This is a genomic window from Pseudomonas sp. GW531-T4, from assembly GCF_017349615.1.
Classification (GTDB): Bacteria; Pseudomonadota; Gammaproteobacteria; order Pseudomonadales; family Pseudomonadaceae; genus Aquipseudomonas; species Aquipseudomonas chlororaphis_I.
In genome coordinates this window covers 162244-175354 of sequence record NZ_JACMZT010000011.1, presented here as the reverse complement: position 1 = coordinate 175354, position 13111 = coordinate 162244, and the positions used below count along the sequence as shown (strand labels likewise).

Genomic DNA, 13111 nt, shown 5'->3' with positions numbered 1-13111 from the left:
ATGGGCGGGATATTTTGCTGCCGGTGCGCTTGTTATCGCGAGCAAGCTCGCTCCTACAAAGAGTTCATGGTTCTGTAGAAGCGAGCTTGCTCGCGAAAAAACCTCAAGCCTTGACCGCTTCCGTCTCCAGTACAGGCTCAGCCTTGCCCGCCGGTCGATAGAGAATGAAGTAGTACGCCCCCAGGCAGATCAGCCAGCAGAAGATCGCGGTCCAGACGTTGTGGGAGAAGAAGTGCGCGCCCTGCAGCATGCGCCCGACCGAGAACACCGTACCGAGGGCAAAGGCGAACACCAGCGCCTTGCGCGCCAGGCGCGGGCGGCGGTCACGCAGGACAAAAAACAGCGCGAACAGGGTGAAACCGGTGGCGGCATGGCCGCCTGGCCAGCAGCGACCGGGCTTGTCGGTCGCTGGCCGGGGGCTGAGCAGTTCGCTGTAGGTTTCCTTGCCGCCGAACTCCTTCAGGCTCCACGGGCACTGCACGGCGGTGACCGCCTTGACCGGGGTGACGAACGCGGTGGCCAGGCCCAGGGACAGCACCAGGCAACCCAGTTCGCGCTTGAACGGCTTGAGACGCGGGACGAAGAAGGCGCCGATGAAGCCGACGATGGCCAGCACCGAAAAGACGATGACCGCCTGCTTGGCCCGGTCATGCAGGATATTTTCCAGGAAATAACTGTGGCCGCCGATGAAACCGCCAGCGGCGGGGTCATAAAAGTAATGGGCCAGGTCCATGTCCAGGGAGGTCAGTTCAAGCAGCAGCAAGCTGACGGCAGCCAGGGCGGGAACGCCCAGGCAGATCCACCAGTTCAGCACTCTGGAGGCGGGGCGGGCGAGGGTCGGAGCCATGGAAAGTCCTTTGAGGGAAGCGTTGCGGTCGCGGGTTCCCGCGGAGTCTGGAGCCGCCCTTGTCGTCGGCGTGTGAACCCTGGGTGAAAAACTCGTCAAGGCCCTGGAACCCTGCGGCGGCGTTCGCCGCGGGAGATTGAACAACCCTAGCCGTCAGCCACGCTTGGCCTTAAGCTGCGCGAGCCAAGACGGCCGTAACTGTGTGCGGAGAGAGTGCCCATGCGAATTCTACTGGTTGAAGACAACCGCGATATTCTGGCCAACCTGGCCGACTACCTGGGGCTTAAAGGCTACACCGTGGACTGCGCCCAGGACGGTCTGTCGGGCCTGCACCTGGCCGCCACCGAACATTACGACCTGATCGTGCTCGACATCATGCTGCCGGGGATCGATGGCTACACCCTGTGCAAGCGCCTGCGCGAGGATGCCCGCCGCGATACGCCGGTGATCATGCTCACTGCCCGCGACCAACTGGACGATCGCCTGCAAGGCTTCAAGTCCGGGGCCGACGATTACCTGGTCAAGCCCTTCGCCTTGTCCGAGCTGGCCGCGCGGGTCGAGGCAGTCATGCGCCGCACCCAGGGCGGCGGGCGCCGGGCCCTGCAGGTCGGAGACCTGAGTTATGACCTCGACACCCTGGAAGTCACCCGCGAAGGGCGCCTGCTCAAGCTCAACCCGGTGGGCCTGAAGTTGCTGGCGGTGCTGATGCAGAAGAGCCCGCATGTGCTGCGCCGGGAAATTCTCGAAGAAGCGCTGTGGGGCGACGACTGCCCGGACAGCGACAGCCTGCGCAGCCACGTCCACCAATTGCGCCAGGTGATCGACAAGCCGTTCGGCAAACCGTTGCTGCATACCGTGCACGGTGTCGGTTACCGCCTGGCCGAGGGTCGTGATGGAGTTTAAGCAAAGCCTTTCCCAGCGGATCATCATCGCCTTTGCGCTGATGAGTGCGCTGGTCGCTGGAGCCTTCGCCCTGGGTATCGTGGCGACGGTGCACCTGGTGGAAGAGAAGCTGATTTCCGCGGGCCTGGGGGGCGACCTTCAGCGTCTGCTGTTGATGGACAACGTTTCCGACTGGAGCCACCGTCCCGAGCCGGACCAGCTGTTTTACTTCAGCGGCGGGCGCGGCGACTTCGAGCTGCCCAAGGATCTGCGACATCTGGATCCGGGCTTTCATGAGGTGTTCCGCGAACAGCTGTCGTACCACGCCATGGTCGAAGTGGTCGACGGTCGGCGCTACGTGCTGCTGCAGGATCAGAGCGATTTCGAAGAGCGCGAACGGGTGCTCTTCGCGGTGGTGCTGGTGGGCTTCGTACTGAGCCTGGCCTTGGCGGTGTTCCTTGGCTGGGTACTGGCGCGCCGGGTCATGGCGCCGGTGGTGAGACTGGCGCGGCAGGTGCGGCATCGCGACCAGCTGTTGGGGCTGGCGCCGCCGTTGGCCCCGGACTACGCGGCCGACGAAGTCGGGGAGTTGGCGGTGGCCTTCGACGCCACCCTGGGGCGCCTGCGCCAGGCCCTGAACCGCGAGCGCCTGTTCACCAGCGATGTCAGTCACGAACTGCGTACGCCGCTGATGGTACTGGCCAGCTCCTGCGAGCTGTTGCTGGAAAACCCGGCGATCGATCAGCGCGGTCGGGCTCAGGTCGAGCGCATCGCCCGGGCATGCGGCGAGATGCGCGAGCTGGTGCAGACCTTCCTGATGCTGGCCCGCGCCCAGCGCGAAGACGGCGGTATGTCGCCCCAGGCGACCTTGAGCCAGGTGGCCGAGGACCTGGTAGGCCTGTGGGGCGGACCGATCCGGCAAAAGGGCCTCGAGCTGATCTTCGACGCCGGCCAACCGCTGGACACCCGCTATAACGCCACCTTCCTGCACGCGGTGATGGGCAACCTGCTGCGCAATGCCTTGCACTACACCGAGCAGGGCTTCATTCGCTTGAGCCTGGAACCCCGCGGTTTTGTGGTCGAGGACAGCGGTGTCGGCATTCCCGAGGAGAAACGCGAGGCGATGTTCGAGCCCTTCGTGCGCGGCAACGAGAAGCGCGGCGAGGGTCTGGGCCTGGGCTTGTCGCTGGTGCAGCGGATCTGCGAGGACCAGGGCTGGAGCGTCAGCCTCAGCACCATGGAGCCCAACGGTTGCCGGTTTCATGTCGAGTTGAACCGTCGCGCGGCATGACGGGTCTCTATGGCTTCAGCGTGGGCCGTCAGGTCGGGAAATTTCCTGGTTGATGGCCCCAGGCCACCCGTGAGAGCCTGTAAAACCCTGAAATATTTCCACTCTGGACCGGACGAAGTTTTCACAAAGACATGACCTGACGCTGACAAGCCGCTGCCTAAGGTGGGGGCCATCAGATTCAGGAGACTGTGTGATGGCGACCCCGATCAAGCTGGAATTTTCCGAGAAGTACGACGAACAACACGCTCAGGAGTACCTGCTCAAACATCAGGATGGCGTAGCGCGCCGAATGTCCCACAAGCGTGACGAGCAGTTGGCGCGTGCGGCGCTGGCCATGGCTGGAGAGCCGGGCCTGGTGCTTGACCTGCCCTGTGGGGCCGGGCGTTTCTGGCCGTTGCTGGCGGAGAAACCCAATCGCGTGATCATCGGGGCGGACAACTCCGCGGCGATGTTGAGGATCGCCACGGTGGCGCAACCGGCCGAGGTGGTGAAACGGGTACAACCCTTGCAGACCTCTGCCTTTGACATCGACTTGCCGGACAACGCCGTCGACAGCATTTTCTGCATGCGCCTGCTGCATCACATCGGCGAGTCGTCCCATCGCCTGGCTCTGCTCCGGGAGTTCCAGCGGGTTACCCGGGATAGCGTGATCGTTTCACTGTGGGTCGATGGCAACTTCAAGGCCTGGAAGCGCAAGCGCATGGAAGTCCGGCGCAAGGAGGAATCCGGGCAGGAAGGTTACCAGAACCGTTTTGTGTTACCGGCTGCCACGGTTGAAGAAGAATTCAAGCAGGCCGGGTTTCGCGTTCAGGATCATCTGGACTTTTTTCCGCTCTACGCCATGTGGCGAGTCTACGTATTACGCAAGAGGTAACAGGATGGCCGTTGAATGTGCACCGGGAATGGAAGTCGCTGCTGCGGACCGTTTCGACTACTTCTGGAATCAGCAGGGGGAGTGGGTCGAAGAGCCCAATCAACGTCGAGGCGGGGAAAGTGGCGTCCAACGTATTCCGGGCACTGACGGGCGTGTGCTGTATGCCAAGCGCCAGGTCGGCCATATCTATCGCAGCTGGTTGCACCCCTTCGGCCGTCCTACGGTGCTGCGCGAGCAGGATGCGCTCAAGGGCCTGAGCCAGCTCAATGTGGAGGTGCCGCACCTGGTGTTCTGCGGTGCGCAACGTGATTCCCAGGGCCAGTGGCGTGCCTTGCTGGTGACCGAGGCGCTGGACGGCTTCGTGGAAATCGACCACTGGTACGCCGCAGGCGAACGCGAGCGCCACGGCGAGGCCCTGCACGAGCGTGTGCTCAAGGAGCTGGCGGCCACGCTGGCGCGCATGCACCGGGGCCGCTGGCAGCATGGCTGCCTGTATAGCAAGCATGTGTTCGTGCGGGTCATGGGCGAGGGCGAAGCGGCGAAGGTGGATATCGCACTGCTGGATTTCGAGAAATGCCGCCAGCGCCTGACCGCTAAACGGGCTGCCGCCCATGACATGAAACAATTACGTCGCCACTCGTCGTGGAGTACCACGGACTGGGACAAACTCAACTATTTTTATAGGACGGCGTTTGGCAGCGCTATCAAAGGCTTATAGTGATGAAGCTCGAAATTGCACGAGGTTTGTTTTTAGTAGGAGCCTTGGCAGTTGCATCCTTGGCTGTGGCTGCCTGGGAGCAGCCACGCATGGAAGTTCTCAGCACGGCGCAGGGTGATGCGCATTGCCCGTTGCCACGGGTCGTCAAGACGACCCAGGCAGCCCAACCCGATCGTGATCTTTTGTTGTTCATGTTCGGCCTGACTCAGGGAATGAGGCCGCAAAGTTGAAGACCATCAAGCCCGATAAAAAGGCCTCGCATCGCGAGGCCTTTTTTATTGCCTGTGTCCTTCACTTGTCCGGTCTGGCCAGCAGGGTGTAGATGCAGGGCAGCACGAACAGGGTGAACAGGGTGCCGATCGACATCCCCGTGGCGATCACCGTGCCGATGTCGAACCGGCTGACCGCGCCGGCACCGGTGGCCAGGATCAGCGGCACCATGCCGAAGACCATCGCCGCGGTGGTCATCAATACCGGCCGCAGGCGAATGGCCGCGGCGGCTTCCACGGCCTCGCGCGGCGTCAGTCCCTGGTCCTTGCGCAGCTGGTTGGCGAACTCGACGATCAGGATCCCGTGCTTGCTGATCAGGCCGATCAGGGTCACCAGCCCGACCTGGGTATAGATGTTCATGCTCGACCAGCCGAGAAACAGTGGGATCAAGGCCCCGCAGATCGACAGCGGCACCGTTACCAGGATCACCACCGGATCGCGGAAGCTCTCGAACTGCGCCGCCAGCACCAGGAAAATGATCGCCAGCGCCAGGCCAAAGGTCACCCACAGCGCGCTGCCTTCCTGGACGAACTGTCGCGAGGCCCCGGCATAGTCGAAGGCGTAGCCCGGCGGGGCTTCTTCCTCGGCGATCTGGCGCACGGTATCGATCGCTTCACCCATGCTCACGACCGGGAACCCGGAAATGGTGGCGGCGTTGAGTTGCTGGAACTGGTTGAGCTGCCGTGGCCGGGCCCGATCATGGACGCTGATCAGGGTCGACAGCGGCAGCGCCTCGCCCTTGGCGTTTTTCACGTAGTAGTTGTTCAGCCATTCGGGGTTGTCGCGATAAGGCCGTTCGACCTGGGCGATGACCTTGTAGCTGCGGCCCTCGATGGTGAAGCGGTTGATTTCCGCCTCACCGAGCAAGGTGGCCAGGGTCCCGCCCAGGTCCAGCATCGACACGCCCATCTGCGCCGCCTTGGCGCGGTCGATGTCGACCACCACTTCCGGCTTGTCGAAGGCCAGGTCGATATCGACGAAGGCGAACTTTCCCGACTCCATGGCGCGCTTCTTCACTCGGTCGGACAGTTCCAGCAACGACTCGTAATCGTTGGGGCTGTTGATGATGAAGGCGAACGGCAGCCCTTCGCCGGTGCCCGGCAGGGACGGCAGGTTGAAACCGAAGACCTGCAGCCCGGCAATGCCCGCGAGCCGGGCCTGGACCTCGGGCAGGATCTGCATCTGCGTGCGGTCGCGCTCGTTCCAGGGCTTGAGCAGGAAACCGCCGATACCCGATTGCACGCCGTTGAAGCCGTTGATCTGGAACGAGGAGTAGTACTCGGGGAACGTCTTGAAGATCTCCAGGAACTCGTCGGTATAGGCGTTGAGGTAATCCAGGTTGGCTGGCTGGGGCGCGGTGGCCATCATGAAAATGATGCCCTGGTCCTCGTCCGGGGCCAGTTCCGATTTGGTGAACATGAGCAGGACCGGGATCAGGCACAGCACGATCAGGGCGAACACCAGCACCACCGGCCGGGTGTTGAGGGTGCCATGCAGCAGGCTCTGGTAGCGGCGCTTGAGGCTTTCGAAAATCAGGTCGAGACGGTGGGCCAGGCCGCTGGGGTTTTCGTCGTGGCGCAGCAGCAGGGCGCACATCATCGGCGACAGGGTCAGGGCGACGATGCCGGAAATCACCACCGCGCCGGCCAGGGTCAGGGCGAACTCCTTGAACAGCGCCCCGGTGAGCCCCTGCAGGAAGCCGATGGGGGCGTAGACCGCGGCCAGGGTGATGGTCATCGACACCACCGGCATGGCGATTTCCCGGGCGCCTTCGAGGGCCGCGTCCAGTGGCGTCTTGCCTTCCTCGATATGGCGGTGGATGTTTTCCACCACCACGATGGCGTCGTCCACCACCAGGCCGATGGCCAGCACCATCGCCAGCAGGGTCAGCAGGTTGATCGAGTAGCCCATCAACTGCATGAAGAACATCACGCCGATCATCGACAGCGGAATGGTCACCACCGGGATCACCACCGAACGCAGCGCGCCGAGGAACAGGAACACCACCACGATCACGATCAGCACGGCTTCGAACAGGGTCTTCACCACCTCGTTGATCGAGGCCTGGATGAACAGCGTGGCGTCGTAGGCGATCTCCAACTTGAGGTTGGGCGGCAGCTGGGCCTCCAGCTCCGGCATGATCTTGCGCACTTCCTTGATCACGTCCAGCGGGTTGGCGTTGGGGGTCGCCTTGATGCCGATGTAGACCGAAGGGATGCCGCCAAAGGAGCTGATCGCGTTGTAGTTCTCCGCGCCCATTTCCACCCGTGCCACGTCGCTGAGCAGTACCCGGCTGTCGCCCTCGGTCCGCAGGGGAATGGCGGCGAAGGCTTCGGCGGATTTCAGCTCGGTGCTGGCGTTGATGCTGGTGACCACGTACTCACCCTTGACCTCGCCGGCCGCGGACAAAAAGTTGTAGCGGCGCACTGCGCTGGTCACATCGCTGGCGCTCAGGCCGTAGCCGGCGAGCTTGACCGGGTCCAGCCACAAACGCATGGCGAACACCTGGTTGCCGAGGATCTCGGCCTCGGCCATGCCCGGCAGGGTTGCCAGCTTCGGCTGGATCACCCGCGACAGGTAGTCGGTGATCTGCGGGTTGTTCAGCTCCTGGCTGAAGAAGCTGATGTACATCAGCGCCGAGGCGTCGGCGGCTTCCTTGCTCAGCACCGGGTCCTCGGCGTCCTGGGGCAGCTTGTTTTTCACCTCGTTGGCCTTGGCCAGCAGCTCGGTGAACAGGCGGTCGCTGTTGGCGCCGATACGGGCGTAGACCGAGATCACCGAGAAGTTCTGGCGACTCACCGAGGTCATGTAGTCGATGCCCTCGGCACTGGCCAGGCTCTGCTGCATCGGCTGGGTGATATAGCCCTGGATGGTCTCGGCGTTGGCCCCGGGGTAGGCGGTGGTGACCGTGATCAGGGCGTTCTCCATCTGTGGGTACTGGCGCAGCGGCAGTTTGCTCCAGGCCTGGAAACCCAGCAGCACGATCAGCAGGCTGACCACGGTGGCCAGCACCGGACGACGGATGAACGGATCTGTAAAAGCCATGAGGATTCCTTGATCAGTTCGTGCGTGGCTGGCCGCTCTGTTCGGTGGGCAGCATCTTGTCCGGGGTGATGGCGATGTGCGCGCCATGGTCCAGCTTGATCTGCCCGCCGCTTACCACCTGTTCGCCGTTGCTCACGCCCTTGTTGATCAGCACCAGGCCGTTGCGCCGTTCGCCGGTTTCGATGAAACGCCGCTCGGCGATCAGCACCGGCTGGCCCTTGTCGTCTTTCTCGGGGCTGCCATCGGCGGCCTTTTTCTCGGCCACCACGTACAGCGAGTTACCGTACAGGGTGTAGGTGATGGCGCTTTCCGGTACCACCACCCGGGGCTGCGGATCGGGCAGCAGCACCTGCAGGTTGGTGAACATGCCCGGCAGCAGCTTGCCGTCGGGGTTGGCCAGGGTGGCGCGCACCTGCACGTTGCGCGTGGTGTCTTCGACCTTGGGGTTGATGGCGCTGATGGTGGCGGTGAACTGTTCCGCCGGGTAGGCGGCGACCATCACGCTGACCGACTGGCCCAGGGCGATTTTCGGCACTGCCTGTTCCGGGACGAAGAAGTCCACGTACAGGCTGCTGAGGTCCTGCAGGGTGGCGATCACCGTGCCGCTGGCCAGGTAGTCGCCGACGTCCACATGGCGAATGCCGATGGTGCCGCTGAAGGGCGCGATCAGGCGTTTTTTCGCCAGTGCCGCCTTGAGCTGATTGACCGTGGCCTTGTTCTTTTGCAGCACCGCCGACAATCGATCGTATTCGCCGCGGGAAATCGCCTGGCTGCCCACCAGCTGGCTGCCGCGGCCATAATCAAGCTGGGACAGGCCCAGGTCGGCCTTGGCGGTTTCCAGCAGGGCGCTTTCCACGTCGCTGTCGAGTTGCAGCAAGGGCTGGCCGGCCGTGACCTTCTGCCCGGATTCGAATTGCAGTTCCTTGACGGTCCCGGCCACTTCCAGGCTGAGGTTGACCCCTTGCAGGGCCTTGAGGGTGCCGACCGTGGGCAGGCGGGTTTGCCACGGTTGTTCGCGAGCCGTGGCCACGGCCACGCTGATCGGCGGCTTGGGCACCGAGAAGAGCTTGACCTGCTGATAGATGGAGAAGGCCTTGTAGCCTGCCAGCAACAGCACGATCAGCAGGACGACACCCAACATGATAAACATGCGGCGACGCAGCATATTCCGGTTCCTTGGAAAACGAAGCTGGGAAAACCAAGCTGATTGCCGGAGACATTACTCCGACTTTCCGGGGGCTTCCAGATGACAATCCGGTCATCCGGAGTCCTGTTTTCCAATCCTGCGTGGCGGTGAAAACTAGACCAGGTGCAAATGGTTGTCCCAGAGCCCTGCCGGCAAATCCAGGGGCTTTGCCACCAGTTGTTTCTGGCGGCAGTCGTAGAAGCGGCAACGCCCCTGGCCCGAGGTCACGACAAAACCGTCGGCCACCGCACCGACTCCGGCACAGTCCGGCAAGGGCGCGTCCAGGCGCACTTCGGCGCTGTCCAGGTCCCAGATGAAAAAGCGATTGCCGCGCGGAGCGGTGAGGGCCACCAGGCGCAGTTCGCTGTGCACCGCGACGCTGGCGGTGTAATGCCCCATCGCCTGCAACTGGTGCTCGGCCACCGGGAAGGCCTGGAACGGCTGCCCCGGGCGCTTGATCGCCAGCAACTGCGAGGACTCATGGGTATCGCCCATGAACTGCTGGCCGGTGACTATGGTGCCGTCGCCGGCGATGCCCATGTGGCGCACGCTGTTCATCTGCTGGGCCAGGGTTTCCTTGCTCAGCAGGCTGCCGTCGCGCTGTATCAGCACCAGGCTCGGTTCCATGGCGTTGAGGTTCATCTCGACGCGGCTTTCCGCTTCGGTGCGAATCCCGCCGTTGGCCACCACCAGGGTTTCGCCGTCCGGCATCCACGACACCTGGTGCGGGCCGATGCCGTGGGTCGGGATCTCGCCGCTGTGCACCAGGCGTTCGCCCTCGAACCGGTACACCCCGAGCAGGCCGCGACCCGGATCGCTTGTGTCGTTCTCGGTGGCGTACAGCCAGTCGCCGCTCTTGTGGATCACCGCGTGGCCATAGAAATGCCGGTTGGGTTGCGAGGCCAGGGTTTGCAGCAAGGCGCCGTCACGCAGGTCGATCAGGTAGCTTTCGGTGCCCGGACGGCGGGCGACGAACAGGGCGATCGGCAGCGTCGGGTGGTTGACGATGTCATGGCAGCGTTGACCGACCTGGGTGGCGAATACTGGCTGGCCATCCAGGCGATAGCCGACGGCGTAGTGCTTGCCGTCGCCGTCATCCCGCGCCGAGAGCAGCAGCGGGCCCTGGTCCTTGTGCTTGAACAGCGTCCAGCCACCCAGCGTGACGGCGCTCAGCAGCAGGCTGCCGAGTGCCAGAGCCTGACGTCGCAGCATGATCAGTCACCGTCGTTGGCGTTGAAGCCCAGTTGGATGCCCAGCGCCTTGGCCAGTTCGCCTTCGTGCAGGCGGTGGACGACGTTGAGGCTGTCGTAGATATCGTTCAGTTGCTGGCGGCCGGCGTCGTCGGCCAGCAGCTCGGTCAGCGAGCGCTGGGTGCTGGCGAACAGCTTCAGCGAGGCGGCGTAGGCGGCGTCGATCTTGTCCGCCAACGGCTTCTGCTCGGCCGGCAACAGGCCGCGCAGTCCCTTGTTGTCGACCCCGGCCCAGACGGTCTGGGCCGCGGCGAGGCTGGCTTCCAGGCTCTGCATGGACGACTGGCTGCGCCAGGCGTCGGCCTGGAACGGCTGCGGAATGCCCTTGCTCTGACGGCCCATCGGCGTGCCGAGCTTCTTCTTCAGGGTGTCCAGCGCGGTGACCTGGACCCGCAGCAGATCGGCGATGGCCTCATGGGAGTCGGCGTAGCGCTGGTTGGGGAACTTGCTCAGTTGCGCGAGCATGCCGTCGCTGGTGTTCCAGCGCGACAGGATCTCTTCGGCGAGCTGTTTCTGGCGCTCGCCAATGGCGCTCAGCAGTGGGCAGTAGCGGGCTTTCTGCGCGCTGTCGGCCATGTCGATCTTGGCGTCGAACAGGATGTACTCGTAGGCCGAGAGGCCCTGTACCACAACACTGGATTTGGCCAGGGCGGCGGCGTCGATCTGTGGCGTGGCGGTGACCAGCTGTTCGACCTGACGGCCGACCAGGTTCTTCTTGTCCGGCCAGAACTGCACCTGCCAGGAACGGTTGCCCTCGGCCAGCGGACCGATCAGCAGGGGTTGCAGTTCGGCCCAGGCTTTCTGCGCGTGCAGGAAGTCGGCACGGGCGGTGTCCAGGCTTTGCTTGCCCTCACAGAAGGCCAGGGCGCTGATCGCCAGCTGGCGGTCGGCTTCGACCCAACGGCTGTAGGTCGGCAGGATCACCTGCTTGGCGATGGCCGCCGAGGTCACGGCTTGTGGGTCCTGCGGCGAGCAGGCGCCCAGGGCGAGCGCGGCAAGGCTGGTGAACAACAGCTTGGGACGGAACATGTTCGGGCTCCCGGTTCTTGTAGGAAGGCGTTAAAGAGAATTCAGGAATGCCAGCAACGCAGCGCGCTGTTCGGCATTGAAGGATAAAACCTGTTGCTGCGCCGCCCGGGCTTCGCCGCCGTGCCAGAGCACGGCCTCGAGCAGGTTGCGGGCGCGGCCGTCATGCAGGAGCTGGGTGTGGCCACTGACCGTTTGCGTCAGGCCGATCCCCCACAGCGGCGGCGTGCGCCAGTCGCGGCCGCCGGCCTGGAATTCGCTGCGATTGTCGGCCAGGCCTTCGCCCATGTCGTGCAGCAGCAGGTCGCTGTAGGGGCGGATCACTTGATTGGCCAGCTCGGGTTCCGCGGCATCGACGGCGGTGGTGAATTGGGGGGTATGACAGGACTGGCAGCCGGCCTGGTAGAACAGGTTCTTGCCGGCCAGGACTTGTGGCGAGCCAACATCGCGGCGCGCCGGCACCCCGAGGTTGCGGCTGTAGAACAGCACCAGGCGCAGGATGTTGTCGCTGACTTCCGGTTCGCCATCCGGCCCGTTGCCATTGGGGGCTTGCTTGCAGGCGGTCTGGGCGTCGGTGCAGTCATCGAAGGGTCTCAGGCTGGTGGTCAGGCCCATATCACCAGAGAACGCGTGAACATTTTGTTGATTGAGGTTGGGTTGTCCGGCTTTCCAGCCAAAACGCCCGAGTACGGTCTTTTGCTGGGCGTCGTCCCAGACCCGGTTCGGCCGGCCGGCGATGCCGTTGCCAGCCTTGGCCTGCGCTTGGGCATTGGCCAGGATCGCCGCCTCGGGGATGGCTTCGAGCAGGCCCAGGCCGATCATCGGTGGGGCCACGCGCGCCGAGAAACGGGTGTCGGGATGCATCGGGCCATAGCCGAGCTGGGTGATCTGCAGCTTCGGCTTGCGCAGTTCGACTTCGCTGCCGTCCTTGAAACGCAGGGTCAGCGGTTCGTACTCGACCCGCACCTTGCCTTCCGGGGCGACACCAGGCACCGCCATGTCCTGGAACTGCCCGCCGTACACCGGCTCGGGCACTATGCCCAGCTGCTCGATGATCTTGGCGTAGGCCGGCTCATTGGGGATCGACAGGCGCACCAGCATCGACACCGCGTTGTCCGAGTCGGGCGTCGGCGGGTGGCCGCGGCCGTCCTTGATATGGCAGTTCTGGCAACCGTTGGTATTGAACAGCGGGCCCAGGCCGTCGCGGGCGGTGGTGGTCGAGGGGGCGATCACCCAGGGGCTGCGAAAGAAACTGTTGCCGACGCTGAAGTCCAGGCGCCGGGTCGGCGACAGGTTGGCCGACGGCATGGAAAAGGCGTTCTGGTCGCTCTTGCGCACGGTCGCTTCACCGCCGGAACGCGCTTCGCCCGGCTCGGCCTGGGTAAAACGCGGGGCGTCATCGCAGGCACTCAGGCTCAAGGCCATGAACAGCGTGGACCAGCGAAGCAGCGACGGGGGCATTGGATATCCTGCAGGACGAGCAAAACAAGGGCGCAAAGTCTAACAGGGCAGGGGAGTTTGAATAAGAGGAATTATCGTTCCGCTTGACCTGAGGCAAGCGCGGAGCACCCGCTTGTAGCCGCTGCCGAAGGCTGCGCTCGCCACCGAAGGGGGCGCAGGGTTTCAAGATCGCTGAAGGCCTGCGGCCTTATCGCAGCCTGCGGCAGCGGCTACAGGCCAGGCACAAAAAAGGCGACCCGAAGGTCGCCTTTTCATTCCCGC

At 63.9% G+C, this 13111-nt stretch carries 11 protein-coding genes; 5 read left to right on the top strand and 6 right to left on the bottom strand.

Annotated features, from left to right (window positions below):
- Positions 1 to 103: 103 nt before the first annotated feature.
- Positions 104 to 847 carry a phosphatase PAP2 family protein gene (locus J4D28_RS11925; protein WP_103331420.1) on the bottom strand — a complete coding sequence of 248 codons (744 nt, stop codon included), beginning with the start codon at positions 845 to 847 and terminating at the stop codon, positions 104 to 106.
- Between the two features lie 219 nt (positions 848 to 1066).
- On the opposite strand from J4D28_RS11925, the gene colR reads away from it, so the two are divergent.
- From colR to J4D28_RS11900, 5 genes are all read left to right on the top strand, one after another.
- Positions 1067 to 1750: a two-component system response regulator ColR gene (colR, locus tag J4D28_RS11920; RefSeq protein WP_009050537.1), complete on the top strand. Its 684-nt coding sequence runs from the start codon at positions 1067 to 1069 to the stop codon at positions 1748 to 1750.
- A complete protein-coding gene (locus J4D28_RS11915; RefSeq protein WP_103331421.1) occupies positions 1740 to 3020 on the top strand; it encodes a HAMP domain-containing sensor histidine kinase in 1281 nt (426 codons plus the stop codon). The genes colR and J4D28_RS11915 overlap by 11 nt, the downstream gene beginning before the upstream one ends.
- A 193-nt stretch (positions 3021 to 3213) precedes the next feature.
- Entirely contained in the window at positions 3214 to 3894 is a 681-nt protein-coding gene (locus tag J4D28_RS11910; RefSeq protein ID WP_009050535.1) for a class I SAM-dependent methyltransferase, read from the top strand.
- A gap of 4 nt (positions 3895 to 3898) precedes the next feature.
- Positions 3899 to 4612: a lipopolysaccharide kinase InaA family protein gene (locus J4D28_RS11905; protein WP_028683272.1), complete on the top strand. Its 714-nt coding sequence runs from the start codon at positions 3899 to 3901 to the stop codon at positions 4610 to 4612.
- 2 nt (positions 4613 to 4614) lie between these two features.
- Entirely contained in the window at positions 4615 to 4842 is a 228-nt protein-coding gene (locus J4D28_RS11900; protein WP_016703355.1) for a hypothetical protein, read from the top strand.
- A 61-nt stretch (positions 4843 to 4903) separates the two neighbouring features.
- Here the strand turns inward: J4D28_RS11900 and J4D28_RS11895 are convergent, their stop codons facing one another.
- The 5 genes from J4D28_RS11895 to J4D28_RS11875 form a co-directional block, all read right to left on the bottom strand.
- On the bottom strand, positions 4904 to 7927 hold the full coding sequence (locus tag J4D28_RS11895) for a multidrug efflux RND transporter permease subunit (protein WP_009050532.1): 3024 nt from the start codon (positions 7925 to 7927) through the stop codon (positions 4904 to 4906).
- A 13-nt stretch (positions 7928 to 7940) separates the two neighbouring features.
- Entirely contained in the window at positions 7941 to 9092 is a 1152-nt protein-coding gene (locus J4D28_RS11890; RefSeq protein ID WP_009050531.1) for an efflux RND transporter periplasmic adaptor subunit, read from the bottom strand.
- A 135-nt stretch (positions 9093 to 9227) separates the two neighbouring features.
- Positions 9228 to 10325, bottom strand: coding sequence for a DUF1513 domain-containing protein (locus J4D28_RS11885; RefSeq protein ID WP_103331422.1), 1098 nt, complete (start codon positions 10323 to 10325; stop codon positions 9228 to 9230).
- Positions 10326 to 10327: 2 nt separating this feature from the next.
- On the bottom strand, positions 10328 to 11392 hold the full coding sequence (locus J4D28_RS11880) for an imelysin family protein (RefSeq protein WP_028683269.1): 1065 nt from the start codon (positions 11390 to 11392) through the stop codon (positions 10328 to 10330).
- Between the two features lie 30 nt (positions 11393 to 11422).
- Entirely contained in the window at positions 11423 to 12850 is a 1428-nt protein-coding gene (locus J4D28_RS11875; protein WP_103331423.1) for a di-heme oxidoredictase family protein, read from the bottom strand.
- Positions 12851 to 13111: the final 261 nt, after the last annotated feature.

Excerpts from the sequence above, each read along its gene's own strand:
- J4D28_RS11925 (WP_103331420.1), bottom strand. The coding sequence starts at position 847 with ATGGCTCCGACCCTCGCCCGCCCCGCCTCCAGAGTGCTGAACTGGTGG.
- colR (WP_009050537.1), top strand. The coding sequence starts at position 1,067 with ATGCGAATTCTACTGGTTGAAGACAACCGCGATATTCTGGCCAACCTG.
- J4D28_RS11915 (WP_103331421.1), top strand. The coding sequence starts at position 1,740 with ATGGAGTTTAAGCAAAGCCTTTCCCAGCGGATCATCATCGCCTTTGCG.
- J4D28_RS11910 (WP_009050535.1), top strand. The coding sequence starts at position 3,214 with ATGGCGACCCCGATCAAGCTGGAATTTTCCGAGAAGTACGACGAACAA.
- J4D28_RS11905 (WP_028683272.1), top strand. The coding sequence starts at position 3,899 with ATGGCCGTTGAATGTGCACCGGGAATGGAAGTCGCTGCTGCGGACCGT.
- J4D28_RS11900 (WP_016703355.1), top strand. The coding sequence starts at position 4,615 with ATGAAGCTCGAAATTGCACGAGGTTTGTTTTTAGTAGGAGCCTTGGCA.
- J4D28_RS11895 (WP_009050532.1), bottom strand. The coding sequence starts at position 7,927 with ATGGCTTTTACAGATCCGTTCATCCGTCGTCCGGTGCTGGCCACCGTG.
- J4D28_RS11890 (WP_009050531.1), bottom strand. The coding sequence starts at position 9,092 with ATGCTGCGTCGCCGCATGTTTATCATGTTGGGTGTCGTCCTGCTGATC.
- J4D28_RS11885 (WP_103331422.1), bottom strand. The coding sequence starts at position 10,325 with ATGCTGCGACGTCAGGCTCTGGCACTCGGCAGCCTGCTGCTGAGCGCC.
- J4D28_RS11880 (WP_028683269.1), bottom strand. The coding sequence starts at position 11,392 with ATGTTCCGTCCCAAGCTGTTGTTCACCAGCCTTGCCGCGCTCGCCCTG.
- J4D28_RS11875 (WP_103331423.1), bottom strand. The coding sequence starts at position 12,850 with ATGCCCCCGTCGCTGCTTCGCTGGTCCACGCTGTTCATGGCCTTGAGC.